At 67.9% G+C, this 22,368-nt stretch carries 19 protein-coding genes; 9 read left to right on the top strand and 10 right to left on the bottom strand.

What is annotated here, in order from left to right:
• Window positions 1-210 precede the first annotated feature (210 nt).
• Complete coding sequence (locus tag C1Y63_RS10815) at window positions 211-1,305, top strand: hypothetical protein (protein WP_146128944.1); 1,095 nt, start codon at window positions 211-213, stop codon at window positions 1,303-1,305.
• Window positions 1,302-1,952: a hypothetical protein gene (locus C1Y63_RS10810; RefSeq protein WP_106016461.1), complete on the top strand. Its 651-nt coding sequence runs from the start codon at window positions 1,302-1,304 to the stop codon at window positions 1,950-1,952. Before C1Y63_RS10815 ends, C1Y63_RS10810 begins: the two co-directional genes overlap by 4 nt.
• A gap of 219 nt (window positions 1,953-2,171) precedes the next feature.
• Here C1Y63_RS10810 and C1Y63_RS10805 read toward each other — a convergent pair whose 3' ends face one another.
• The 4 genes from C1Y63_RS10805 to C1Y63_RS12765 form a co-directional block, all read right to left on the bottom strand.
• The gene (locus tag C1Y63_RS10805; protein ID WP_106016460.1) at window positions 2,172-2,411 is read right to left on the bottom strand and encodes a CD225/dispanin family protein; all 240 of its coding nucleotides are present in this window, start codon (window positions 2,409-2,411) and stop codon (window positions 2,172-2,174) included.
• A gap of 75 nt (window positions 2,412-2,486) precedes the next feature.
• On the bottom strand, window positions 2,487-4,787 hold the full coding sequence (locus C1Y63_RS10800) for a serine/threonine protein kinase (protein WP_233195693.1): 2,301 nt from the start codon (window positions 4,785-4,787) through the stop codon (window positions 2,487-2,489).
• On the bottom strand, window positions 4,784-5,758 hold the full coding sequence (locus C1Y63_RS10795; RefSeq protein ID WP_106016459.1) for a glutamate ABC transporter substrate-binding protein: 975 nt from the start codon (window positions 5,756-5,758) through the stop codon (window positions 4,784-4,786). Before C1Y63_RS10795 ends, C1Y63_RS10800 begins: the two co-directional genes overlap by 4 nt.
• Window positions 5,758-7,143, bottom strand: a complete 1,386-nt coding sequence (locus tag C1Y63_RS12765; protein WP_158256156.1) for a hypothetical protein — start codon at window positions 7,141-7,143, stop codon at window positions 5,758-5,760. The genes C1Y63_RS10795 and C1Y63_RS12765 overlap by 1 nt, the downstream gene beginning before the upstream one ends.
• A 53-nt stretch (window positions 7,144-7,196) precedes the next feature.
• Between C1Y63_RS12765 and C1Y63_RS10780 the strand changes: the two genes are divergently transcribed.
• Window positions 7,197-8,123 carry an ABC transporter ATP-binding protein gene (locus C1Y63_RS10780; protein ID WP_106016457.1) on the top strand — a complete coding sequence of 309 codons (927 nt, stop codon included), beginning with the start codon at window positions 7,197-7,199 and terminating at the stop codon, window positions 8,121-8,123.
• Entirely contained in the window at window positions 8,124-8,888 is a 765-nt protein-coding gene (locus tag C1Y63_RS10775; RefSeq protein ID WP_106016456.1) for a hypothetical protein, read from the top strand.
• Window positions 8,889-8,992: 104 nt separating this feature from the next.
• Here the strand turns inward: C1Y63_RS10775 and cls are convergent, their stop codons facing one another.
• Genes cls through C1Y63_RS10755 form a run of 4 tightly spaced genes read right to left on the bottom strand, consistent with a single transcriptional unit; the run spans window position 8,993 to window position 12,938 of the window.
• On the bottom strand, window positions 8,993-10,501 hold the full coding sequence (gene cls, locus C1Y63_RS10770) for a cardiolipin synthase (RefSeq protein WP_106016455.1): 1,509 nt from the start codon (window positions 10,499-10,501) through the stop codon (window positions 8,993-8,995).
• Complete coding sequence (locus tag C1Y63_RS10765) at window positions 10,498-11,322, bottom strand: exodeoxyribonuclease III (RefSeq protein WP_106016454.1); 825 nt, start codon at window positions 11,320-11,322, stop codon at window positions 10,498-10,500. The genes cls and C1Y63_RS10765 overlap by 4 nt, the downstream gene beginning before the upstream one ends.
• A 3-nt stretch (window positions 11,323-11,325) precedes the next feature.
• Window positions 11,326-12,315 carry a GNAT family N-acetyltransferase gene (locus C1Y63_RS10760; RefSeq protein WP_106016453.1) on the bottom strand — a complete coding sequence of 330 codons (990 nt, stop codon included), beginning with the start codon at window positions 12,313-12,315 and terminating at the stop codon, window positions 11,326-11,328.
• Window positions 12,315-12,938 (bottom strand): peptide deformylase, encoded by a 624-nt coding sequence (locus C1Y63_RS10755; protein WP_106016452.1) that lies wholly within the window; start codon window positions 12,936-12,938, stop codon window positions 12,315-12,317. Before C1Y63_RS10755 ends, C1Y63_RS10760 begins: the two co-directional genes overlap by 1 nt.
• 18 nt (window positions 12,939-12,956) lie before the next feature.
• Here C1Y63_RS10755 and C1Y63_RS10750 point away from each other — a divergent pair, with 18 nt between their 5' ends.
• The 3 genes from C1Y63_RS10750 (at window position 12,957) to C1Y63_RS10740 (ending at window position 15,238) form a co-directional block, all read left to right on the top strand.
• Window positions 12,957-13,190: a DUF3263 domain-containing protein gene (locus C1Y63_RS10750; RefSeq protein ID WP_106016451.1), complete on the top strand. Its 234-nt coding sequence runs from the start codon at window positions 12,957-12,959 to the stop codon at window positions 13,188-13,190.
• Between the two features lie 39 nt (window positions 13,191-13,229).
• Window positions 13,230-13,859 (top strand): LytR C-terminal domain-containing protein, encoded by a 630-nt coding sequence (locus C1Y63_RS10745; protein ID WP_233195692.1) that lies wholly within the window; start codon window positions 13,230-13,232, stop codon window positions 13,857-13,859.
• Between the two features lie 251 nt (window positions 13,860-14,110).
• Complete coding sequence (locus C1Y63_RS10740) at window positions 14,111-15,238, top strand: glutamate--cysteine ligase (protein ID WP_106016464.1); 1,128 nt, start codon at window positions 14,111-14,113, stop codon at window positions 15,236-15,238.
• A 94-nt stretch (window positions 15,239-15,332) separates the two neighbouring features.
• Here the strand turns inward: C1Y63_RS10740 and C1Y63_RS10735 are convergent, their stop codons facing one another.
• Both C1Y63_RS10735 and C1Y63_RS10725 read right to left on the bottom strand, forming a co-directional pair.
• Window positions 15,333-15,887 (bottom strand): acetyl-CoA acetyltransferase, encoded by a 555-nt coding sequence (locus tag C1Y63_RS10735; protein ID WP_106016450.1) that lies wholly within the window; start codon window positions 15,885-15,887, stop codon window positions 15,333-15,335.
• 594 nt (window positions 15,888-16,481) lie between these two features.
• The gene (locus C1Y63_RS10725; RefSeq protein WP_233195691.1) at window positions 16,482-17,873 is read right to left on the bottom strand and encodes a dipeptidase; all 1,392 of its coding nucleotides are present in this window, start codon (window positions 17,871-17,873) and stop codon (window positions 16,482-16,484) included.
• Window positions 17,874-18,304: 431 nt separating this feature from the next.
• Here C1Y63_RS10725 and C1Y63_RS10720 point away from each other — a divergent pair, with 431 nt between their 5' ends.
• On the top strand, window positions 18,305-18,892 hold the full coding sequence (locus C1Y63_RS10720) for a hypothetical protein (RefSeq protein WP_146128943.1): 588 nt from the start codon (window positions 18,305-18,307) through the stop codon (window positions 18,890-18,892).
• A 249-nt stretch (window positions 18,893-19,141) separates the two neighbouring features.
• Complete coding sequence (locus C1Y63_RS10715) at window positions 19,142-22,282, top strand: vWA domain-containing protein (protein WP_106016447.1); 3,141 nt, start codon at window positions 19,142-19,144, stop codon at window positions 22,280-22,282.
• Window positions 22,283-22,368: the final 86 nt, after the last annotated feature.

Genomic DNA, 22,368 nt, shown 5'->3' with positions numbered 1-22,368 from the left:
CAACGATGACGACGACGATGACGACTGGTGGGACATCAGCTTCGATGACTCGGTGCTGCCACCGAAGGACTAACCCCACCCGGGGGCATGCCCCGCGACGGCGCCTGCCACACCCACCCCACCTGTGGCCGGTGCCGCCCGGGCGTGCTGGCTGGAGTGCTCGCGGCGGTGGCGGCGGCGTGGCGTGGAAGCCGCCTCGATCCGCGCAGCATGCTCATGACGCCGGCGGGCAAACAGGGCATCGCTACCCGATACGGCTACATCGCGATGGCGACCGTCGCCAGTGCATTCGTCCCGTTCGTTGTCGGCGCGGTCGTGCTCCTGCTGCCGCTTCTGGGGCAGAACTCCCTGCAGTGGCAGTTCATTGTCCCGCCGCTCATCGCGGTCGCGGGCTTTGTGTGCGGTTCCACAGCTGTGGGGCTCGTTGTCTCGGTCGTCGCTCGGAGCGTCCCGCTCATTGCGCGCATCGTCATTTCCGGCGGCATCAGTGTGCTGTGTGGTGTGTATAGCGGAACCTTTGGTTTCTTATGGCCGCTGGGGGTGTGGCGCTATTCAGACTCCGTCGAGTCCCCGCAAAAGCTGTGGGCGGCCGGTCTGTCATTGCTGCTGGGAGTTATCGCTGTGCTTGGTGCTGTGGCGCTCCTCAGCCGCAGCGCAGACCCCTTTTCGTCAGTCGCAGCGTTGAGCGCACTGCCTGTCGGTGCCGCTGTGTGTGGTGTGGCGATTGGTCTCGCAACCTCATCCTTGCCCGTGGAGGAGCCGCAGCTTCTGTGTAACACCACGAATGATCCCAACATCAGCGTGTGTGTGAACAGCGCGCAGCAACCGGCGCTGCAGCACAGCATCGACAGCGCGAATCAGGCGCTGGCGGTGGTGGGCAGTCTGATCCCCGAAGAGAAGGTGGTCTACACACCCATCTTCGGCCAGTTCGGGGAGTCTCAGCGAGAGATCAATTTCCAGCCCTGGCAGCACAACACTGCTCTGGGCAACAACCTCATCGAATCGGTCGTCAGCACGGCCGCCTGCAACGGTGATGAGCGTCCGGACGCTGCATACCTGAATGCCAGCCTCAATGCGCATCTTCTTGCTGCCGCAGGACTGAATCAACGTGTAGGTACGGCTCGTGATGCGTCGGGGCGCAGTCTCAGCGGTGGCGACGCCGAGGGCGGTTCCCTCTATGGGCACAGCGGGGATCCCTTCGCCGACACCCCAATCGACGTCATCACTGCAGCGATTGCCGCCCACAGGGTCGAGATCGCTGAGTGCACTGGCCAGTGGGAGTGGTTTGGGGTGACGCCGCAATGATGCGCGCGTTCATTCCTGCCCCGTGGCGCACCATTGTGCCGCTGCTTGTCAGCGGCGCCCTTATCGTGGCAGTCGTTGGTGGTTTCTCTTTCGGGCTTCCCGGCAGGCAGGGCGAGGTGTACTTCAGCTTCGCTGAGTGGTGGATGTATGCCGCCACCATCGCCGCAGTCGGAGCCTGTGTGCCGCGCGTGCGCAGCGTGGATCTGGGGTGCCGGAGGGCCCGGTTAGCGACCACCATGCAGGGCCTTGTGACTGCTGTGCTTGCCCTGGGGTGCGCGACCGTGGGTGCGCTGGTGATCAATGCTCGCCGTGCGGCACGCGCTGCCAGCTATATCGACAGCGTGATCCCGCCGGGCAGCGAATACATCATTGTCGGCACGCTCACGGCAGCGGGACTCGCTTTTCTTCTGGTGAGCATGTGGGGTGCGGGCCTGGGCAGTGTGCTGAGCGTGCTGGCTCTCGCGGCACTGGCTGTGGCGCACCTGGTGGTCCCGGAAGATTTTCCCCTCCCTCTTCCGAGTCAGCCTTATCAGGGCGTGTGGTGGCAGCCCGGGAGCCTCATCGCATCGCTCGTGATCTTCTTCGTTGGGTTCGCGGTCTGGGCGAAGCTGGGTGGGGCGCGGCTGATGCGCCACGCAGAGAGCTAAAAGTCACCGATGGATGCTGTGTGATGCGGTGACTTAAGGCCCGTTACCGTGAAGCCCACGCGCCGACCCCGGGGATTGTCGGTGGTTACACGGAGTGGCCTTTCGGTTCACCGTGGTGGAACGACCACGTGAATCTCCGGTGTTCCGGCGGACGGACTTCAAGCCCCCGACGGCACCTGCCACCCCCACCCCACCTGTGGCAGGTGCCGCCGCAGTGGGTTAGTAGTCGTAGCCTTCGGGCACGGACGCCCCCAGCATGTAGAAGCCGACCGCGAACACGACGGCCAACACCACGCTGAGGATCATGAAGATCATGGTGGTGCGGTTGTATTGGGCAACACCGCGGGTGTCGCCGATCGTGTGGGCCTGGATGGCGCGCGACGCAAAGTACACGGCCAGTAGCCCGGTCGGGGGGAACATGAGCGCGGTGATCGCGCTGAGGAAGAGGTGGGAACGCATAGTCACTCCGCCTTCGAAACCAACAACGAATGTGGTGCCCACTGTACCTGCCGCCCGGGGCCGGCGGGGTGGTTTCTAGAACCAGGTCGTGGGGCGCACCGAGTTCGCCATGTCCACCAGGGAGTAGCGGTGGCGGGCGAAGGGGGCGCTGCGGGCAAGGGTGCGCAGTGCACCTGCGAGTGCCCGGCGCAGTCCCCGCTGGGTGAAGGGGGCGTCGAAGAGTTCGGCGCGGCTGGCCGCGGACGTGAGGTTGTTGGCGCGCAGCCAGTTGACTCCGGCGGCTAGGACCGCGATTTTGATCTGCATGAGCCGCGGCTCGTTGGTGGGGATTTCTTCGAGGCGGCGGGCTGCCCGCCGGATGCGGGATTCGGACAGTTCCTTCGGGTCGCCGCTGACGAGGTGGAGGATGGTGGTGAGTTTCGCCATGCGGTGGTGGCGGGAGGCCTGCGGTACTCGGTCGAGGGCGTCGATGGCGAGCTCGACGTGTTCTTCGGCGAGAAGTTGGCGGGCCAGGCCGAAGGCACTGGACACGGTGGTGGGGTTGGTGGCCCACACCAGGGCGTAGAGCCGCATGCTGTGGAAGCGGAGGGAGGAGGGTTTGGTGGTGATGTGGGACCAGGTGGCGTCGAGTTCGTCGAGGAGTTCCTCGGGGACTTCTTGGAGGGTTTTGCCGATGCCGCCGAGTGCGGCGGGCACTTCGGGTGCGAGGAGGCTGGTGGTGTCCATGCCGGCTTGCTGAAGGAGAAGCTCATCGGTGGCGGCCAGCGCGAGTTTCGGGGCGGATTCGCCGGGGAGGATCGCGAGGACTTGGGAGAAGTGCTGTTGGGCGTCGGTGTAGTCGTCGAGGAGGAGGGCGGTGACGCCGGAGTACCACTGGTGGCGCCAGTCGTCGCCGAGGCGTGCGCTGAGGCCGGCGAGCCAGGTGCGGGCTTCGTCGACGTAGCCGAGGTCGAGGAGTGCGCGGACGACGGCGAGGGGGATTTCTGCGGATTCTTGGTATTCCTCGTTCGCCATGGCGGCGCGGAGGCTTTCGAGCGCTTCTTGAGGTTCGGCGTAGGAGGAGCCGGACAGCAGCGGGGCGCCGACGTCATCCTGGTCGATGAGCGGCACGGGCAGGGCGGAGAACACCTCGTTGGCGGTGATGGCGACGTGGCGTTCGATGCCGTCGATGAGTTGGTCGGTGCGGAACACGACGTGCTTGGTGCCGAAGGTGGTTCGCTGCGGGGAGAACAGGGAGTGCTGGGCGGGGAATTGTTTCCCGTCGCGGATGGCGAGGAATTCCCGCAGCACCCCGTACAGCTGGGTTTGCATTTCTTTGACGCTGGCGAAGCGCTTCCGCGGGTCCGGGTCGGTGGCGCGCAGCAGGAGCCGGTAGAACGCGAGGTTGCGGCGCAGCAGGGGGCGTTCCGCGGGGGAGGGGATGCCGGGGGCGAATTCCCCGTCGATGACCTCCAGGTCGAGGGTGAGGGCGGCGAGGGTGCGGCCGATGGTGAAAATATCGGAGGCCACCGAGGGGCCTTCGGTGGCGACCTCCGGGGCTTGGAAGCCTTTCGTGCCGTAGATGTAGCCGAAGGCCCCGACACCACTGACGGCCCCCAGGTCGATGAGTTTCACCTGGTCTTCGGTGATGATGATGTTGTCGGGTTTGAAGTCGTTGTACACCACCCCGCGGGAGTGCAGGTACTCCAGTGCCGGCAGGATTTCCAGCATGTAGCCGATGGCGATATCGATGTCGAAGACCCCGGTGTCGAGGTGCCGTTGGCGGGCCAGGAGGCTGGGGCCGCCGACGTACTCCATGACGATGAACCCGCCGTCGACGCGGGGGTCGTCGATGAAGTTGAAGATTTTCACGATGCCGGGGTGGGTGATATCGGCGAGGAATTCCCGCTCCGCCTCCGCGCCGGCCCGGTCGTGGGATTGGGCGTCGCCCATCATGCCTTTGAGGACGACCCACCGGCCGGACACGTGCCGGTCGGTGGCGAGGTACACCCAGCCCATGCCGCCGTGGGCGAGCACGCCCTGGACCTCGTACTGGCCGGCGACGACATCCCCCGGCGCGAGCTGTGGGGCCGCCACCCCGCGGGCGACCTCCTCGGCGGGGTCGATGAGCGACGCCGTCGGGTCGTCGAGGGGCACGAACGGCAGCTCCACCATGCCGTCGGCGACGAGGCGATCTTCCCGCTGCGTGCCGCGGCGCTGCCGGAACTTCTCCAGGGCCTCCTGCCGGGACTTCGCGCCCGGGTCGGAGAGATTGCCGAGGAGGGCGTCGAGTTCCGCGAGGTCCATCTCCGGCTCGTCATCATCGGCGAAGGGGTCGAACGGCACCTCCACCGCGGATGTCGGCAGATACGGCTCGGGTGCGGTGTGGTCGTTCACTGCTTCTCCTCGTAGACGGGTGCGGGCGGGCCCTGGGTGGGCAGGAAGGGGCCCAGCCAGGCGTTGTACAGGCGCCACCAGGTGCCGTCGCGGGTGATGCGCGCCAGCGTGGAATTAATCTGCCGGATCACCCCATCGGAGTCGTGGAGCGGCACAATGACACCGTAGTTCTCCGCGGTGAGTTTCTCACCGACGGTGGTGGCGTAGGGGTCCTGGGCGGCAATGCCGGCGAGGATGGCATCGTCGGCGAGGATCCCATCAACCTGGTGCTGCTGCAGGGCGACGAGGCAGTCCGCCCAGTTACTCACTTTGAGGATGCTGCTGGCGGGGAGCACTTCGCGGGCATTGTTGAGGGCGGTGGACTGGTGCGCCACGCACACCGTTTTATCCCGCATGTGCTCGGCGGTGGTGATCCCCGACTGGCTGAGCACCATGAGCTGCTTCGCACTCGACAGGTAGGGCGCGGAGAACGCCATCCGTTCCTGCCGTTCGGCGGTGATCGACATGCTACGCAGCACCATGTCGACGCGCCCCTGGTCGAGGGCCTGCTGGTAGTCGCCGGCGTCGACGAAGCGGAACTCCACCTTGGTGGGGTCGCCGAAAATATCGCGGGCGATTTCGCGGGCGATATCCACTTCGAAGCCCTGGAGTTCGCCAGTGACGGGGTCGCGGAACGACAGCAGGTTTTGGGACTGGTTGACGCCGACGAGGACGAAGCCGCGCTGCACGATGCGCGGCACCCGCTCCTTCGGGGTGCGCCCATCGGGCGGCAGCGTGCCGTGCGGGGGCGTGGGGGTGCCGGTGCCGGGCCAGACGGTGCCCGCCTGCTCGAGGACGGCGCCGGGCGGCAGCGGCCACCAGGGTGCTTGTGCGCTCGGCGGGCCGGGCGCGGGCTCCGGGGTGCTGCAGCCGACGAGGAGGCCCGCGGCCAGGAGGCAGGCGAGGTGGAATCCGTGGGGTGTGGTGCGCATCAGAGGTACTCCTGCAGGCGGGGGCGGATGCCCAGCCACAGGGCCAGCACCGCCATGATCGACAGCAACACCACCACCATCGGCACGGTGCGGGCCGCCACCACCCCATCCCGCAGGTAGGCCCGCAGGGAGGCGCGGGCATCGCTGATGAGGGCGGCAATATTGTCGTCCAGTTCATTAAACGCGGCCGCCGAGGTGCCCGTATCCCCGGCACCGGTAGCGGTCTGCACGGCCTCCTGGTAGCGGCCCACCGCCAGCAGCGTGGTGAGCGTGTCGTGGGCCGTCGCCCACGACTCCATGGCCTCCCGGGCGCCGGCCACATGGGTGGCGGCCTGGCTGGTGGCCCCCAGGGAGGAGTTCTCCACATCCTCCAACGCCCGCTCGAGGGCAGCCATCGTCTCCGTGAAGCTGGCCTCCGAGTCCTGCACATCCTGCCGGGACACCAACGCCAAGGTCTCATTGGTGTGGGTCTGCTCCGCCCGAATGCGGGCATTCGTCAACGAATTCAGCGGCGCGGCCGCCTCCTCAAAACCCTCCGTGCCGGAGCGCCACGTGACGAAGTTCGCCGACGCCACCCACACCAAGGCGACCACCATGCAGGCGGTGGCGACGACGAAACCCTTGTTGAAGCGGCGGCGCGTTTTCCGCGCCAGCCACCACTGCGCCAAACCCAACATCAATAGTGCGGCCACCAGCCCGGAGATGGGGAACCACTGCGGCGTCGACAGGCGCGCCTGCTGCGACATGACCTCCCCCGTGGTGAGCACAAACAGCTCCGAGGCGGCCGGCAGGATCTCCTCCCGCATGAGGGCGGAGGCCTCCGACAGGTAGGCAGCACCCACCGGGTTGCCCGCCCGATTATTCGCCCGGGCGGTCTCCACGAGACCCACGTACACGCTGAGCTGCTGCTCCACGCGGGTCACCAGTTCCACGGTGCGGGTATCCGACCGCGCCTGCGGGGCCGTCGACATCTGCGCCGCCGTCTCCACGAGGGATTCCCCCGCCCGCGCGATCGCCTCCGTGTAGCGGGCCCGGGTCGCCGCATCCTCCACCCCGGCCTGCACGAACCCCGTCGCCGCCGCCGTGTTCGCGATACTCAGCGACGTGTACACGTTGTGCGCCGAATAACTCATCGGCTCCGCGTTCGTGATGAGCACGTCGAGCTGATTCTGCCTCGACACCGACGACTGTCCCATCGACAGCCCGGCGGCAAGAATGCCGACCGTGATCACCACCGTCACCAGGGTCATCACCCCAGGCGAGGTGGAGAAGAAACTGGCGGCGCGCCGGGCGCGCGCAAAGGAGGCGAACGCGGAGTGTTTCCGCCGCCTCGTGCCCTGGGAGACGGTGTCGACCCACTGGTCGGCAGGTGCGTGGTCGTCCATCCCCCAAGAATAACGCGGTGGTGCAGGCAGGAAAGGTATGCAACACTATTGTCATGATTGAAGTCCACGGACTGACGAAGAAGTACGGCCCGGTCACCGCCGTCGACGACCTCACCTTTGAGGTCAAACCCGGCGTCGTCACCGGGTTCCTCGGCCCCAACGGTGCCGGCAAGTCGACGACGATGCGAATGATTGTGGGCCTGGATAAGCCCACCAGCGGCGAAGCCCTCATCAACGGCACCCCCTATGCGGCGTTGAAGGATCCGCTGCGGCACGTCGGTGCCCTGCTGGATGCGAAGGCGGTGCACCCCAACCGCAGCGCCTACAACCACCTGCTGTGGATGGCGCAGACGCACGGCATCCCGAAGTCGCGGGTCAGTGAGGTGCTCACCATGGTGGGCTTGAACGATGTGGCCCGGAAGAAGGTGGGCGGCTTTTCCCTCGGCATGGGGCAGCGCCTCGGCTTGGCGGCCGCGATGCTCGGCGACCCGGAGGTGCTCCTCCTCGACGAGCCGGTCAACGGCCTCGACCCGGAGGGTATCCGCTGGGTGCGCACCTTCCTGCAGGCGCTCGCCCGGGAGGGCCGCACCGTGCTGGTGTCCTCCCACCTGCTGAGCGAGATGGCGCTCATGGCCGACGACCTGGTGGTCATTGGCCGCGGCAAGCTCATCGCCGCCACCAGCGTGGACGAGTTCACCCACCAGGCGGCGGGCACCGTCACCCGTGTCCGGACCGAAAACCTGGAGGAGCTTGAGTCCGCCCTGGCGAGCGAGGAGTTGTCCTTCACGCGCATCCAGGATGAGCGGGGCCGCGACGCGATCGATGTCGCGGACGTTGATACGGACTTCGTTGGCAAGCTGGCCTACTCCTATGGGGTGCTGGTCACCGAACTGTCCGCCCACGAAACCTCCCTGGAGGACGCCTTCATGGCGCTCACCAGCGATGCGGTCCAGTACCGCGCCCCCGAAGGAGAGGCATAAATGTTCTTCCGACTCATGCTGTCCGAGTGGACGAAGCTGCGCTCCACGAAGTCCTTCTGGTGGATTTCCGCCATCATGGTGGGCCTGTGCGCCCTCATCAACGCCCTCACCGTCATCGGCACCGTGCAGCTCGCCGGCGACACGGGGAACTTCAAACTCAGTGCCTTGGATGCGGTCAACGCGGTGAGCTCCGTCGGGTTCATCGTGCTCATCATCGGCATGCTCATGTCGGTGACGTCCGAGTACCGGCACGACCTGGCCCTGTCGACGTTCCTCGCCACGCCCCGCCGCGTGTGGGTGCTCGTCGCGAAGGCCGTCAACTACGCCATCATTGGTGCGATCCTCACGGAGATCACCCTGTTTGTGTCGATCGTGACGATGAAGCTGTGCGCCGGCGACTACGCCGACTCCGTCACCATTGCGGGTGATGATGCTGTGCAGCGCATCCTGTGGGTGCTGCCGCTGCTGGCGGCTCTGCTCGCACCGTTCTGTGTGGGTGTGGGCGCCCTCATCCGGCAGACCGCGGGCGCGTCGAGCCTGATGATCCTGTGGTTCGCCGTCATGGAGAACCTGGTGATGTTCATCCCGAAGATTGGGGTGAAGGTGGCGCAGTGGCTGCCGTTTATGAACTTCACCGCGTTCATGAATGGCCGCCCGTATAACACGCACTTCGAGTCGGCGACCGCCGGCCTGTGGATTTTTGTGGTGTGGTCGGCGGCCCTGTTCGTGCTGGGCTGCGTGGTGGTCCGCACCCGCGACGTCTAACACGTCACCCGCCCCGCACCCCGCCACAGTGGGTGTGGGGATAAAGAAGAGGAAGAAGAGCTGGGCACCCGGCTCTTCTTCCTTTTTTGTGTGTTTGTGTGCGCCTACTGCAGCGCGGAGGTCAGCCGCATGACGTTGTCGATGTAGCGGCGCCGGAGGGGGCGGGTGTTCCACTCCTCCAGGGTGAGTTCCCGGGAGGCGGCCATGTATTCGCGCCCCAGGGCGCCCAGCTGGTCGGTGAGGACGCCGCGGGCGGTGAAGAGGCTGGACTCGTAGTTGAGGCCGAAGGAGCGCATGTCGAGGTTGCTGGAGCCGACGATGGCGATGGGGTCGTCGCCGTCGGGGTCGGCGACGAGGAACTTGGTGTGGAGGATGTCGGGGGCGGGGTAGAGGTGGATGTGCACCCCGGCTTCCAGCAGCGCGGTGTAGTAGGAGGATTGGGCGTGGCCGACCATGAACTGGTCGGCTTTCTCGTTGACGAGGAGGTCGACGCGGACGTCCCGGTAGCAGGCGGAGGTGACGGCTTCGAGGAGGGATTCGTCGGGGATGAAGTAGGGGGAGCAGATGATGAGGTGCTTCTTGGCGTGGTGCACGGCGGCGTTGAACATCCGCAGGTTGGGTTCGGCTTTGAAGCCGGGCCCGGAGGGCACCAGTTGGAACACGTTGACTTTTTGGGGGTTGTCTTCGCCCCGTTCGGGCAGCTGCGGGTTTTCCAGGTCGCGGAATTCGGTGATGATTTCGTCGGATTCCTGGTACCAGTCGATCGCGAAGACGGTGTTCATGGAGGTGACGACGGGGCCGGTGATTTCCACCATGACGTCCACCCAGTGGCGGCCACAGGCGAGGTTCTTCTTCGACAGGTAGGAGGAGTCGATGAGGTTCTGGGATCCGATGAAGCCGACTTCGCCGTCGATGATGACCATTTTGCGGTGGTTGCGCAGGTCGGGGCGGCGGAAACGCCAGCGCCACGGCGCCAGGGGGAGCATGAGCCGCCAGTCGACGCCGATGGCGTTGAGTTTTTTGCCGAGGTGAATGTAGCCGGGGTACTTCCAGGAGCCGACCTGGTCGACGAGGAGCCGGACGGTCACGCCCCGCTGGCGGGCGCGGGCGAGGGCCTCGAAGACGATGTCGGTGGTGTCGTCCCAGGCGACGATGTAGATCTCCACGTGGACGAAGTCGCGGGCGGAGTCGATGGCGCGGGCGAGCTGCCGGAAGGAGTCCTCGTAGTGGGGGTAGAAGCCCACGAGGGTGCCGGTGAAGGCGGGGAAGCCGGTGAGTTTGCGGTTCATCCGCGCAATGGACAGCAGCTCGGGGGACAGGGTGGCGCCGTGGGGGCAGTCGGGCTGGTTGGCCTGCGCGCCGGAGATGAGGTCGTAGGCTTCCTTCTGGATGCGGTGGCGTCGGCGGTTGATGTACGTCGACCCCATGAGCAGGTAGAGGGGGAACCCGATGACGGGGATCAGCAAAATCGCCAGCAGCCACGCCATGGAGGAGGAGGGGCGGCGGCCTTCGGGCACGAAGCCGATGGCCAGCGCTTTGATGGTGTAGTCGACGGTGAGGCCGATGATTTTCAGGTCCGTGTTGTGCAGCAGCGCCACCAGTGCGTCGATCATCGCAGGTCCTCGTCGCTGGTGGTGGGGTAGCCGTAGGAGACGATGACGGGCAGGTGGTCGGAGGCGCCCTTGCCGGCGCGTTCGCCGATGTCGATGGTGACGGACTGGACGGTGGATGCGAGCCGGGGGCTGGCGAGCTGGAAGTCGATGCGCATCCCTTCCCTCTTGGGGAAGCGGCCGGCGGTGTAGTCGAAGTAGGTGAACTCGCCGGGGGTGTGGGGGCGGGTGACCTCTATGAGGCCGGCATCGAGGAGCGCGTCGAAGGCGGCGCGTTCGGGGAAGGTGACGTGGGTTTTGCCGCGGAAGAATGCCATGGACCACACGTCCTCGTCGCGGGGGGCGATGTTGAAGTCGCCGACGAGCAGCAGCGGCACCTCTGGGGTGGTGCGGTGGTGGTCGGCGACGGCGTGGGCGAGCACGTCCAACCAGCGGAGTTTGTAGTCGTAGTGCCGGTCGGTGATCTCCCGCCCGTTGGGCACGTACAGGCTCATGATGCGCACCCCGTTGCAGGTGGCGGCCACGCAGCGGGGTTCGATGTCCTGGGGTGCTGTGGGGTCTTTGTGGAAGCCGGGCTGCCCGGGGAAGTGGTCGGCAACATCAGCCAACCCCACCCGGGACAGCAGTGCCACCCCGTTCCATTGGCCGGTGCCGACGTGTGCCACCTCGTAGCCGAGGGCCTGGAACTGCTCGGCGGGGAACGTCGCATCCGAGGCTTTCGTTTCCTGCAGGGCGAGCACGTCGAGGTCGTGGCGTTCCAGCAGGCCCACGACTCGGTCCACGCGGGCGCGGACCGAGTTCACGTTGAAGGTGGCAATTTTCATGCCTTACACCTTAAACGCGTAGCGGTGCCTGTGGTGTTCGACGAATCCGAGCCGGTTGTAGAGGGCCCGGCCGGCGGTGTTGGATTCCACGACCTGGAGGTAGGCCTGCCCCGCCCCGTGGGCGGCACCCCAGTCTTGGACGAGGGCGCCGACCTGGGTGCCGAGGCCGCGGCGCCGCCATTCGGGCGCGACTTCGACGGCGGAGTAGCCGAGCCACTGGCGCCCGTCGGGGGATTCGGTGAGGGTGGCGCGGGTGATGGCGACGGTGTCGCCGTGGTGGGTGAGGCGGGCGAAGCCCATGCGGCCGTCGATCTGGTCCCGCAGCAAGTTCAGTGCCTGGCGGGGCAGGGTGGTGCCGCGGAAGTGGTACATCGCCAGCCAGTCCTCGTCCGGCTGGTCGTCGACGGTGAACGCGAATCCCTCCGGCAGGGGTGGGGTGCTGTCCGTGGCGTGCCCGTCGAGGTCGGCGGTGAGGACGAGGATGTCGGGCCCTGTGCGCCAGCCGGGTTGGGCGACGATGCGTTCCGCGGCGCGCCCGATGCGGTCGGGCAGCAGCAGCCGGGTGGGCAGTTGGTGGGCGGCGTAGAACTCCTCGATCTCGGCGATGGGGACGGGGTCGAACAGGGCGCTGGGGCCGAGGGGCGCGGCCGAGTTGGAGCGTTCCGTCACCCCGTCGCCGGCCCGGAGCAGCCAGGACCCCACCCAGGTGTGCTCGATGCCGGGGAAGGAGGCGGCGGTGGCGCATTCGATGGCGCGGATGTCGCTATTGCGGACGGTGCGGGGCGGCAGGACCCGGCAGACGACGATGAGGTTGTCCGGGATGACGATGGGGTCGGCGGTGGACACCATGCCGCCCACCGACTGCGGCCGCACGGTCAGTGGGGCAAGGGCGACGACGTGGCCGATGACGTCGGTGAGGTGCCCGGGCGTGTCGGGGAGCCGGCGGCGGACGATGACCCGGTCGCCGATCGCAGGGGTGGTGGGGCGGGGCATTAGTCGGCGAAAGGATCGGGGTCGACGCCGGGCATCCAGGTGTGGCCGGCCTCCACCCAGCCGTTGCGTTTGATTTCTTTCTTCGCCATGCGCTTCCACCGCCCGAGGAGGGTGTCGGTATAGACGAACCCGTCGAGGTGCCCAGTTTCGTGCTGGAGGCAGCGGGCGAAGAAGCCGTAGCCTTCGACCTCGATGGGGTTGCCGTCGACGTCGACGCCGGTGACTTTGGCCCAGTCGGCGCGGCCGGTGGGGAAGGAGTAGCCGGGGACCGACAGGCAGCCTTCGTCCTCGGAGCCGTCGTCGGCGGGCATCGTTTCCGGGATGGTGGAGGTCTCCAGCACGGGGTTGATGACAACGCCGCGGCGGTTCGGCCCGCCCTGGGCGGCGATCTCGGCCTCGCTCTTGATCTGCCCGTCCGGGCCTTCGACGTCGGGGCAGTCGTAGACGAAGACGCGCAAGCCCGCCCCGATCTGGTTGGCGGCGAGGCCGACGCCGTGGGCGGCGTCCATGGTGTCGTACATGTCGGTGACGAGCTGGCGGAGGTCGTCGTCGAAGCTGGTGACGGGGGCGGTGGGCTGGTGCAATACCGGGTCGCCGTGGACTACAACGGGGCGGATGGTCATGGACGCTAATCTTAGGCCATGAGCACCACCCCCTTATCGCCGGCGGAGATCGCGATCCTCGAGTTCGCGGCCCGCGCGCCCCGCCATGTGGGTGCCCGGGATGAGGCGATTGTGCGGGAGTTGGGGATGAAGCCGACGCGGTATTACCAGAAGCTCAACGCCCTGCTGGATACTCCGGCGGCGTGGGAGCACAGCCCGCAGCTGGTGGCGCGACTCGACAGAATGAGAAAAGCCCAGCTCGGCTGTGACTAGAGTGGCGCGTGTGTCGTGTGGGGCGGTATGCTCTGACGCGTGACTGAACCCAACGACGCCCGCACCACGACGCCCGCAGCCGACGCCGCCCCGCCGGCCGTCCCCCTGCGCGGGCTCGCCATGATCCTCCTTGCCGTCGCCGTCCTCCTCATCGCCTGGGGCGTGTGGTCGCTCACCCGCAGTGACGACACCCCCCAAGCCGCGGCGACCAGCCAGGCACAGCCCGCCGCGCAGCCCGCCGCCGGCCAGCAGCAGCCCGCCCCCGCGGCTCCGGCCGCGGGCGACGCGGACGCGCCCCAGGACGCCGCGGCACCGGCGCCCGCGCCCGCGCGCGGCGCAGCCGCCCCGGCGCAGGACAACCAGGCCCCCGCCGCCGGCGTGCCCACCAACGCGCCCGTCGTTGTGCTCAACAACTCCACTTACCAGGGTCTGGCGGCGGACGTCGCTGACCGTATCCGCGGCACCTTCGCCGTCGCCGAGGTCGGCAACTACGCCGACGGCACCTTCCCGCACAGTGTGGTGCTCTACACCCCGGGCAACGCGGTGGAGGAAGCGACCGCCAAGACCCTGGCCCGCAGCCTCAACATCACCGCCGAGCCCCGCCCCGCCGATCTCGGCGAGGTGCCCGCCGGCGTGCTGCTCATCCTCACCCAGGACATGGCCCGCTAAGCCGCCGCCTCCTTCGCGCCTCGCTGCCCCACCGCCCATCAGGGTCGTGGGGCAGACGTGTGTCATGCGCGTGGGCTGCACAGCTGCTGATCCCCTAACTGCGCAGGGGGAACCGCGCGGGGCGTGGCCGTACAGGTGGCGGCCCGCCGGCGTGCGGGGGTGAGTGATACTTGGGCCACACCACTGGGGTGTTTTAAAGTTCAGCCTGACATCATTTGTGTCGGAGAGAAAAGGTCAATCCCGTGCCGCAGATGTTCACTGGTTCGCCCCGCCCCACCCTCGGCGTGGAGTGGGAACTCGCCCTTGTCGACCCTGCCACAGGCGACCTTGTGCCCCGCGCCGAGGAACTCATCGACACCGTTGCCGCCCAGGGGCTGCCGGTGCGGCTGGAAAAAGAGTTCCTCGCCAACACCATCGAGATCGTCACCGGCGTCTGCGACACTGCCGGCGACGCGGTGCGCGATATCCGCACCGCCCACCGGGCGCTCGAGGAGGAGGCGGCCCGCATGGGGGTCGCGCTGTGGACCTCCGGGTCGCACCCCACGACCGACTTCCGCACCCAGCCTTTATCCACGAAGCCGCACTACGCAGAGATCCTGGAGCGCACCCAGTACTGGGGCAAGCAGATGCTCATCTGGGGCCTGCACGTCCACGTCGGGGTGCGGGACAAGGAGCGCGTGTGGCCGATCATTGATGGGCTGATGACGCTCATGCCGGTGATGCTGGCGTACTCGGCGTCCAGCCCCGCCTGGATGGGCGACGACACGGGCTACGCCTCGAATCGTTCGATGCTGTACCAGCAGCTCCCCACCGCCGGCATTCCCTATGCCTTCGACTCCTGGGCGGACTACGAGTCCTTCATGCGCGACCAGGAGGCCTCCGGGGTGGTGTCCCACACCGGCAGCATGCACTTCGATATTCGCCCCGCCTGCGAGCACGGCACCATCGAGGTGCGGGTCTGTGACGCGCCCACCACCCTGTGGGAGCTCTCAGCCCTCGTGGCGTTCATGCACTGCGCCGTCGTCTACTTCGACCGCCTGCTCGACGCGGGGCGGCGCCCCCCGCAGCTGCCGTACTGGCATCACGTGGAGAACAAGTGGCGGGCAGCCCGCTACGGCGACGAGGCGCTCATCATCACCGACGCCGACACGAACGAAGCCCTCGTGGGTGACGTCCTCGAGGAGTGGGTGGGGCGCCTGGAGCCTGTGGCCCAGGATCTGGGCTGCGTGGAGGAACTGAACCTCATGCGGCGCCTGCGCGAGACCCGCCCCGGGTTCGCCCGCCAGCGGGACCTGCACGCCGCCACCGGCGACTGGGCGGCCGTCGTCCACGCCACGGTCGCTCAGCTGCGCGCCGAGATCGACGGCACCGAGCGCTAAACCCCCGTCACAGACGCGAAACACCCCGCGCCCCACCCGGCACAGTCTGTGCTCGGATGGGGCGCGGGGTGTTCTGTGTGGCCGCGCGTCTGGCTTAGCCGTGCAGGCGCTGCCCGGCGCTCGACAGGGCGGCAGCGGCCGACAGGTCGCGGGTCGGGCCGAAGCCCATCGCCCAGGCGGTGGTGCCGTTGTGCTCCGTGAAGATGAAGGTGACGGTCGCCTGGAACAGGTCGAACTGGTGGAAGGAGAGGATCTCGACGCGGCGGCCAGCGTTCGCCAGCAGGTGGGTGCAAGCGCTGACGGGGCCGGTGGCGACGATCTGCTCGTGGGAGCCGTTGATGTCCGCCTCGAAGCGGAACTTGCCCATCTTCAGGCGGGTGGACTCCAGGTGGCGGATTCCGACGGTCGCGGTGGGGGAGTAGGTGGCGGTAAAGGTGCGCCAATCCATGCCGCGGGCTTCCTCCCGCAGGCCCGGCGGCAACTGCAGGCCGAAGCGGGCGCGGAAAGGATCGTCCGCAAACAGGCGGGGCTCTTCGCGGTGCGGGGTGGTGATCGCCGGGCGGTGCGCATCCCGGTGGTACTCGACGAAGCTGGTGGTCGGCTGGAAGGTGCGGGTGCCGAAGGTGGTGGTGCGCAGAGTGGTCGACATGACAAGTGGTCCTTGGAAAAAAGTATGAAAACGTGCAGCGGGAAATAAAGGGGGGTGACAAAGGCAGCGACGCTCATCTGTGCAGGCACTGGGGTGACATCCGTAATCCCTGGGGCAGGTCCCGCGGGGTGTCTTCCACGCGCGCCCGCCGGGTGTGGCGGAGGGGGAAGGGGCGGGACTTCGAGTGCCGGAGGCCTGGGCCGGGTGGGGCCGCGAAAAGCTGATTCTCCGGGTGCTGCTCCAGGGCGGGGGACACACTGCGTCCGAGGGTGGTGGACTCCCCCCGCGGCGGATGATGCCGAAAGAAGTGATGAGGTTGTTGGTGCTGCCCACATCGGTGACTGTGGGTGAGGACCGACTCCGTGGCGTGGTGGCTAACGACTACTCCCTGAGCGAGGGGTCAGTCCTGGGTTAAGCCTCGCTCAGGTACGTAGCCTTGAGTACTCGCGCCCCGCGGGCCAGAGCACCGGCGGTACCGAGTGCACGGAGAAAAACTGTCATGCCAAGGAACAGTAATGGCCATCACAGCGCTCGCGCAACTATGACGGCCAAAATCGTGAGAAACGGGGGTAAAACGGGTGACCCCCCGGTGTTCTACTTTGTGTAGGTGAGCAGGAACAACGCCTCGGCGACGGTGATACCCGCAATTTCATCAGGAGACACTGATTCGTCGACGGCGTGGATGGTGCACAGCGGCTCCTCCACCCCGTAGAGCGCGATCTCCGCCTCCGGCTGCATCTGCTGCAGCGTCGTGCACAGCGGAATCGACCCGCCCGTGCCCGCCGACAGGGTGGGCTTGCCGTCGAACCCGGCCGACAGGCACGCTGCCAGGTGCGCCAAACCGGGCCCGGAGGTGTCCGCCTGGAAGGGGTCGTTGACGGAGTCCACCACGATGTCGAGGTGCGCGCCCCACGGCACGTGCGCCCGCAGGTGCGCCACGAGCCCGTCGACGACGTCCTGGGCGCGCATCCCCGGCGGGACGCGCAGATTGAGCTGCGCGCTCGCAGTATTCGGCACTGCGTTGACGGCCTCCGCGACGGGCGTCGACGTCAACCCCGTGATGGTGACGGCGGGGCGGGCCCACACCTGGTCCGCGACCGTCGCCTCACCCTCACCCATGAGCGACACGCCCTCAAGTACGGTGGCGTCACCACGGAACGTCTCCGCGTCGTACTGCACGCCCTCCCAGGTGCCGGTGCAGTCCACCCCATCGATGACGACCGCACCGGAGTCGTTCCGCAGGCTATCGAGCAGCCGCACCAGCGCGAACGCCGCATCCGGGGCCGCGCCACCGAAGCTGCCGGAGTGCACCTTGCTGCGCAGCGTCGACACCGTCACCGTCACCTGCGCGCCACCCCGCAGCGTCGTCGTCAGCGTCGGCTCGCCGAGGCTGATATTGCCCGTGTCCGCAATCATGATCGCATCCGCGGTGAACAGCTCCGGGTGGGCGGCGAGGAGGGAATCCAAACCCTCCCCGCCCTGCTCCTCCGAGCCCTCGATGAGGACCGTGATGCCCAGCCCCGACGCGGGGTGCAGTTCCTCCAGGACCCGCAGCGCCGCCAGGTGCATCACGAGGTTGCCCTTGCAGTCCGCCGTGCCGCGGCCATACCAGCGGCCGTCGCGCTCCGTGAGGGTGAACGGATCCGAGGTCCATGCCGCAGGATCGCCCGCGGAGACCACATCGTAGTGGGAGTACAGCAGCACCGTCGGCTGCCCCGGGGCCGCCTCCTTGCGTCCCACCAGCGCCCGCGACCCATCCGCCGTATCGAAGGCCTGCACCTCTAGCCCGCGGTTACTCAGCGCCTGCGCCACCCACTCGGCGGCGGCCACGCACTCCTCGCGGGTTGCCGGATCCAGGGCCACCGAGTTGAACGCCACCAGCTCCGCCAAGTCCTGCCGCAGCTGCGGCCGCAGTGCGTTCACCGCGCCGCGCACACGCTCCACAAGATCGGGGGTCAATTCCAGGGAAGGGGAAGAATTCTGCATGCAACCCACTGTAAACCCGCCACCGAGCGCGCTGCGTCGGGCCCTGCTGACTTTTCCACAGCCGCCGGCCACTGTGGCGAAGCCCAACCCCGGAAGCATCTGCCGTGACACACCACCGCTGGCGCGCCGGGCGACGTGAGCGCACCCGGTGGCGCGGGCGCGGGCGCGCCCAGGGCGGCGCAGACTCCCGACGGCCCACGGTGCCGCGCTCAAAACGGTGCGTGGCCTGGCAGGACGGTGGGGAGTGGACGTGTGCCGCGCGGCGCGCGTCTCCCCGCGGGCGTGGGCGAGTAATACGGGCCGGCGCGCAGCACACTCGTGGGGTGCCTGCGGGTCGCAGGAGTGCAGCAATCGCATAAGCCACGGGTAATTGTTCACAACTACCCCCAAGGCCTATCTCTGCTCGAAGTGGGCCGCTATCATGATTCCTATTGTTTGCGGCACGCCCACCGGCGGTGCCTGCGGACGAGGAACTCATCCCGCGCGGCGCGCGGGAAGAAAGAAGGTACACGATGGCGGATACGACGCGCGGGGGCAGCGGCAGCTGGCCCGGCACCGCGACGACTCCGACTCCGGCGGGGGAGAACTCTCCCGCCGATCAGGCATTCCCCGGCGGCGACACCACCCCTGCCGCCGCGACGCAGGGCTTCCCCGGGGACACCTCACCGGCCGCACCGGCGGCGACGCCGGTGATTCACTCCGCGCCCGCCCACCTGCTGCTGCCCAGCCTCGTGCTGGGCGTGGCGGCGATGGCGGTGTGCGCCTACCTCGACTTCGGCTCCCACACGGCCACCGACCAGGCGTACAAGACGTTCAGCGTCATCGCCTGGTTCATGGCCGGCATCCTCGGCGTCGGCCTCGTGGGCGTCTACTTCATCGCCGACACCCGCCGCCGCGCGGAATCCTTCTACTCCTTCATTGGGTGGAAAACGGCCCTGTACTGGGTGACGTGCGCGGTGATCACGGGCGGCGTCATCTGGTCGGCGATTGATATCGCCCACTGGGTCGGCAAACTCTAGCCACCACTCCCGCCGCACTCCGGCGGCACGGGGCCGCGCGCCGCGGCCAGGCCCGTGTCCCAGGGGTGCGGGCGCGTGCACCTTCGCCCTCGTGGTGGTCCTCCTCCGCCAGGAGTCATTCCTCCTTGCTCTTTTCTCTCGTCTTCACTGCTTCTTTTTCTTCATTCGCTCCTCCTTCGTTCCTCGTTGTCCCCCACCTACTCGTTGAACCCGCTGAACATCCCACCGACGCGTGAGACAGGCACACACATGACTTCCAGAAACACTGCACACCCCCACCGCAGGCCCGCCGCCTCCCCCGCACGCCGGGCGCTGGCCGGCCTGGCCGCCCTCGGCGTGCTGGGCGTCGGGTCCGCCGCAGGCGCGTTCCCCGCGCAGGCGGACGGTAACAACCCGGGCACCCTCGCGGGCCTGGGTGCCTGTGTGGCCGACAAGGGCAAGCTGGATGTGATCCTGCTGATGGATGAGACGGAGTCGCTCATCCACAACGTCAAGGACGGCATCATTCAGCCGACGGTGCCGGGCTCCGACGCGGAGCACAACCGTGTGCCCGCCGCCCAGTCCTTCGTCGACGACCTGCTGAAGAAGGCCGACGATGAGGACTTCACCGCCCGCATCAAGCTCGCCGGTTTCGGGCAGGAGTACCACAGCACCCTGCAGGACCCGGAGGCCTACGGCGACTGGGTGGACCTGGACTCCAGCGGCGCGGAGACGATGAAGAAGCTCATCGATGGGGAACGCGATCGCACGAGCGAGCTATACACCAACTACGCGAACGCCCTGACGGGCGCCTACCAGGACTTTGCGCGCAGCTCCTCCCCGGACGCCTGCAAACTGCTCGTGACCTTCACCGATGGTGCGTTGACGGCCGCCGGTGGCTACAACGCGGCACCCGCCGCCCAGCAGGACATCTGCCGGCCGGGCGGCATTGCCGACCAGTACCGTGCGGGCGGGATCACCAACATTGGTATCGGCCTGTCGGACCCGAAGAACCCGAGCGATTTCTCCCTCTACAAGTCGATTACTCAGGGCGACGGTGGGGTGCAGTGTGGCACCCAGCCCGCCAACGGCGCGTTCTTCCCGGCGGACTCGGTGGGAAGCCTGTTTGGGTCCTTCCACCGGGTGCTGTCGACGGGTGGTGATTTCTCCAAGGAGACCCGCGCCGACGAAGGCTTCACGTTCGTGCTGGACCGCTCGGTGGACTCCGTGCGGTTCACCGCCGTCGCCCAGGACGACCTGGGGGAGGGCGCCTACCTGGTGCTGACCTCCCCGTCGGGCAAGACCCTCGAACTCAAGGGCCAGGGCACCGGCCAGGTGGGCTCCGCGGACGTGACCTGGCAGGCGGCTGCCGCGCCCGTGCACAAGGTCGATGGTGAGATGCGCCTGACCAACGAGGAGGACTGGGAAGGCAAGTGGACGATGGAGTTCACCGGCTTCGATACCGCCTCCCGCGACGGCCGGGTGTTTAACTCGGTGCGCATCCAGCCCGACCTGCAGGTGCAGATCGCGGCCTCCGGGGACGACGCCACCGCCACCGCCCACGGGCTGGCGGTGCGCTCCGACGACGAGGTCACCGTGTCCCTCGTGGGCCGTGACGGGCAGCCCCGCACCCTCGACGGGGACGCCAACGTCACCGTGCAGTTCACCCCCTCGACCGGTGGTGAGGCCGTTGACCTCGTCAAGGACACCCCCATTGGTGCCGGCGACGCCGTCGCCATCCCGCTGGATGGGTTGGGGCAGCTGCCCGCCAACGGCCACCTGGACGCCTCCGTCCAGGTCACCACCAAGGGCGTCGATGACGCGCCGGGCACCGAACTGGAGCCCGTCATCGGGCGCACCGACTTCGCGGTCGCCGACGCGGAAATGCCGCAGGCGCCCGCCGCCGTCGACTTCCAGATGAAGGAGCCGGTGACCACCATTGAGGTGCCCGTGCAGGGCCCTGGCCGCGTGTGGGTGGAGGAGGGCTCCGTCATGGACGCCGCCCTCCTGCCCGAAGGCATCGACGCGGTCACTGTGTCCTCCGAATACGGCTCCAAGGAGACCGCCCTGGAAATCCCCCAGGGGGAGACCAAGATTCTGCCCGTGACGGTCTCCGTGCCGGATTTGAAGGACGGCCTCGTGCAGGGCACCCTGCCGATCCACATGGCGAAGCTGGATGGCACCGGCGACACCACCGCCGCACTGCCCGCCGACGGGCAGATGAGCGTGCCGCTGAACAAGGGTATTTTCGCCGTCGCGCTCGTCACCTCCCTGCTGCTGGCGCTGCTCATCCCGCTGGCGCTCACCTACCTGGTGCGCTACCTCACGGCGAAGATCCCCGCCCAGTACTACGGCGGCCTGCGGATCCCGCTCAAGGTGTCCGGCGACCGGGTGCTCTACAACGGCAAAACCGACCCGCACATCAGCATCGATGAGGCGGCCCGCAACCAGCTGCCCACCGGCGACCAGCGTTCCGCCGTGGTGCGCGGCTACCCCCTGCAGGTCAAGGCCTTCGGCCGCAACCCCCTGCAGAGCCCCTACGTGGAGGTCGACGCGGTGCCCTCCATCGCGGGCGATGGTGCCCAGGTCGGTGGGGCGGCGAAGCTGCCGCTGGCCATCCACAACACCTGGTTCATTGCCACGGACCCCTCCAACAGCAACCACCTCGACCTCGTGGTCATCCCGCGCCTGCCGCTCGACGCGACGACCCGCGACGCGCTCGTCGAGGACATCTCTGCGAATGCCCCCGGCCTCGTGGAGACCCTGCGCAAGCAGGCCGCCGCCCTCGAGGAGCAGGCCCGCGTGGCTGCCACCAGCAGTACCGACGCGGCCGATGCGGGCGCTGCCCCGGAGGTGCCGAACCCCTTCGCCCCCGCCGACGACGCCCCGGCCACCCCGGGCGACGGTGTCGGCACCGGCATGAAGTCCGACGACCGGGTACTCGGTGCGGCGGCTTCCGGCCTGGTGGGCAAACTGGGCGGCAAGACCGCCACCGACACCCCCGCCACCCCGGCGGCGCAGCAGCCGGTGGCCCCGGCCGCCAGCCCCGGCCAGGCCGCCACCCCGGCGCCGAAGCCCACCCGCGACGCCGCCCGCGATGCGGCCCGGCAGACCGCCCGTGATACGGGCGCTGCGGGGAGTACTGCGGCACCGGCGTCCGCGACCCCGGCACCCGGTGCCGCGGGCACCGGCGGTAGCGCATCTGATGCCACACCTGCTACACCTAAGGCGGACGAGGCACCGATCCCCAACCCCTTCGCCGAGGGCGCGGACGAGGACGATGCGTGGAACCCGTACGCCACCGAGCAGAACCCCTTCGGCTCCGGCGGGCTGAACTTCGACCCCGGCCGGGGGGATGACACCTGGGGCGATGAACTGCCCTGGGATCCCACCGCGGATACGAAGAAGTAAACCCGCCGCAGGCCACGCACACGGTGCGGCTGCTGCCCCTTTTCAAGCAGCGCCGTCGCCGTGAGTGGCCTGTGTGTCTTAGGTTC

The sequence above is a fragment of the Corynebacterium sp. 13CS0277 genome (assembly GCF_002994655.1).
Lineage (GTDB): Bacteria > Actinomycetota > Actinomycetes > Mycobacteriales > Mycobacteriaceae > Corynebacterium.
Note: the sequence above shows the minus strand (reverse complement) of the source record. Positions and strands in the feature narration are given on the sequence as shown.